This is a genomic window from Zoogloea sp., assembly GCF_041904905.1.
Taxonomy (GTDB): Bacteria; Pseudomonadota; Gammaproteobacteria; order Burkholderiales; family Rhodocyclaceae; genus Zoogloea.
On sequence record NZ_JAYRMI010000130.1, the window covers coordinates 1 to 2,583 of the forward strand.

Below are 2,583 nucleotides of genomic sequence, written 5' to 3' on the forward strand. Positions count from 1 at the left end.
CTGCCCGGGGCGCGGTTGACAATGCGCAGGGGGCCACTCACCGCCCAGTCGGCGGGCTTGCCGGCGATGGCGGTGGGGGTGAGGTCGATGTCGATGTCGAGGGTGGCGGTGGGGGCGTCGGGGTGGAAACGCTTCGGGTCCACGCCCTTGAGGTGGGCCTTGGCCGACTGCAGCGGCAGGCTGGCGAAGGGGGTGGCGAGGATGGCGGCGGTGCCGTCGATGCCGGCGCCGGCCAGGGTGGCGTCGAGCCGCAGGGTTTGCAGGTCGCCCCCGGCCCTGGCGTTCACTGCCCAGGCCTGGTCGGCGTGGCGGGTGGCGAGGCTGGCGCCGGCCTTGAGGGGGAAAGGCCGCCGGCCGTCGAGTTCGGCGTCGGCGGCGAGCTGGCCAAAGGGGGCGCTGGCGGCAAGGCCGGTCGCCCGGTGGTGGCGGCCGTCGGAGACAAGGGCGCCGGAGAGGGCGGTGAAATCCACGTCGGGCGCGGCGGGCTGGCCGTCGATCAGCTTGCCCACCCGCAGGCGGCCGATCTCGAAGCGGTCGATGGCGAGGGCGGCGGGCAGCTCAAGGCTGGCCGGCAGGGTGGAGGGCTCGTCGCTGGGGGCGCTGGCCACCTGCACTTCGGCGGCGGCGAGGTGGGCGATGTCGAGCCGGGAGCGGGTGAGCGCGGCAGGGTTCCAGGTGAGGGCGAGGTCGCGCACGTCCACCTGCAGGGTGGGGGTGCGCACCCGCAGCAGGCGCAGCTTGAGGTCGCCCAGCAGGTAGCCTTCGGCCTGCTCGACGGTGACGACGCCGCCCGACAGCCGGGCGACGAAATCCACCAGCAGCCCCAGACCGGAGGCGGTGCCGCCCAGCCAGCCCACCAGCACCACCGCCACGGTGAGCAGGGCGAAGAAGGCGGCGAGCAGGCCGCGCAGGAGCCGCCGCCCCCAGCCGGCGCGGCGCGGCGGCGAGGGGTCGCCCGGGGTGGGCGGGGCGGCGGGCGCCGCCGTGTCGTGCATGGGTCAGCCGAACAGGGCGGCGAGGCCGGCGCCGGGGTCGTCGGCGCGCATGAAGGCTTCGCCCACCAGGAAGGCATCGACCTTGTGCTCGCGCATCAGGGCCACGTCGGCCGGGGCGAGGATGCCCGACTCGGTGACGACGATGCGCCCGGCGGGGATGCGCCCGAGCAGGTCGAGGGTGGTCTGCAGGCTGACCTCGAAGGTGCGCAGGTTGCGGTTGTTGATGCCGATGAGGGGGGTGCGCAGCTTGAGGGCCACGTCCAGCTCGGCGCCGTCGTGCACCTCGACCAGCACGCCCAGGCCCAGGCGCTCGGCGATGGCTTCCATCTCCTGCATCTGGGCGAGGCTGAGGGCGGAGGCGATCAGCAGGATGGCGTCGGCGCCCATCGCGCGGGCCTCGAACACCTGATAGGGGTCGACCAGGAAATCCTTGCGCAGGGCCGGCAGGCCGCAGGCGGCGCGGGCGGCCTGGAGGTATTCCGGCGCGCCCTGGAAGAACTGGCGGTCGGTGAGCACCGACAGGCAGGCGGCGCCGGCCTGCTCGTAGCCGGCGGCGATCTCGGCGGGGCGGAAGTCGGCGCGGATCACGCCCTTGGAGGGGCTGGCCTTCTTGATCTCGGCGATCACCGCGGGGCGGCCGGCGGCGATCTTGGCGCGCATGGCGCCGACGAAATCCCGCGCGGGGGCCTGGGCGGCGGCCAGCTCGCGCACCGCGGCGTCGGACACGGCGGCGCGGGCGGCGGCGACCTCGGTGTGCTTGACGGCGAGGATCTTGTTGAGGATGTCGGACATGGGGCTTCTTTCGTAGGGGCGGAGTCGTCCGCCCGCGATGCGTGGATCGGGCGCCGGCTTACGCGAACGACTGGGTGCAGGCGACGAATTCCTCGAGCTTGGCCCGGGCGGCGCCGGAGGCGAGCACCTCGCGGGCACGCAGGATGCCTTCGCCGATGGAATCCGCCAGATTGGCGGTGTACAGCGCGGTGCCGGCGTTGAGGGCGACGATCTCGCGGGCGGCGCCGGGCTTGTTGTCGAGCACGCCCAGCAGCATGGCTCTGGATTCGTCGGCGTCGGCCACCTGGAGGTTGCGGCTCGACATCATGGTGAGGCCGAAGTCTTCCGGGTGGATCTCGTATTCGCGGATCTGGCCGTCCTTCAGCTCGCCCACCAGGGTGGAGGCGCCCAGCGACACTTCATCCATGCTGTCGCGGCCATGCACCACCAGCACGTGCCTCGCGCCCAGGCGCTCCATCACGCGCACGCAGATGCCCACCAGATCGGGGTGGAACACGCCCAGCAGGGTGTTGGGCGCGCTGGCGGGGTTGGTGAGGGGGCCCAGGATGTTGAAGATGGTGCGCACGCCCATCTCGCGGCGCACCGGCGCCACGTTCTTCATGGCGCTGTGGTGGTTGGGGGCGAACATGAAGCCGATGCCGGTGCGGCCGACGCACTCGGCCACCTGCTCGGGCGTGAGGTTGATGTTGACGCCCAGGGCTTCGAGCACGTCGGCGCTGCCGGACTTGCTGGAGACGCTGCGCCCGCCGTGCTTGGCCACCCGGGCACCCGCCGCGGCGGCCACGAAGATGGTGGC

2 protein-coding genes and 1 pseudogene are annotated in these 2,583 nt (G+C 73.1%); all 3 read right to left on the bottom strand.

The genetic code is table 11. From position 1 onward, the window contains the following. A pseudogene (locus ACE3N6_RS19110) lies at positions 1 to 995 on the bottom strand (DUF490 domain-containing protein); the annotation flags it as partial. Positions 996 to 998: 3 nt separating this feature from the next. Next, complete coding sequence (gene trpC, locus ACE3N6_RS19115; RefSeq protein ID WP_374247408.1) at positions 999 to 1,787, bottom strand: indole-3-glycerol phosphate synthase TrpC; 789 nt, start codon at positions 1,785 to 1,787, stop codon at positions 999 to 1,001. A 58-nt stretch (positions 1,788 to 1,845) separates the two neighbouring features. Next, on the bottom strand, positions 1,846 to 2,583 hold a 738-nt coding region (gene trpD / locus ACE3N6_RS19120; protein WP_374247409.1), incomplete at its 5' end, for an anthranilate phosphoribosyltransferase.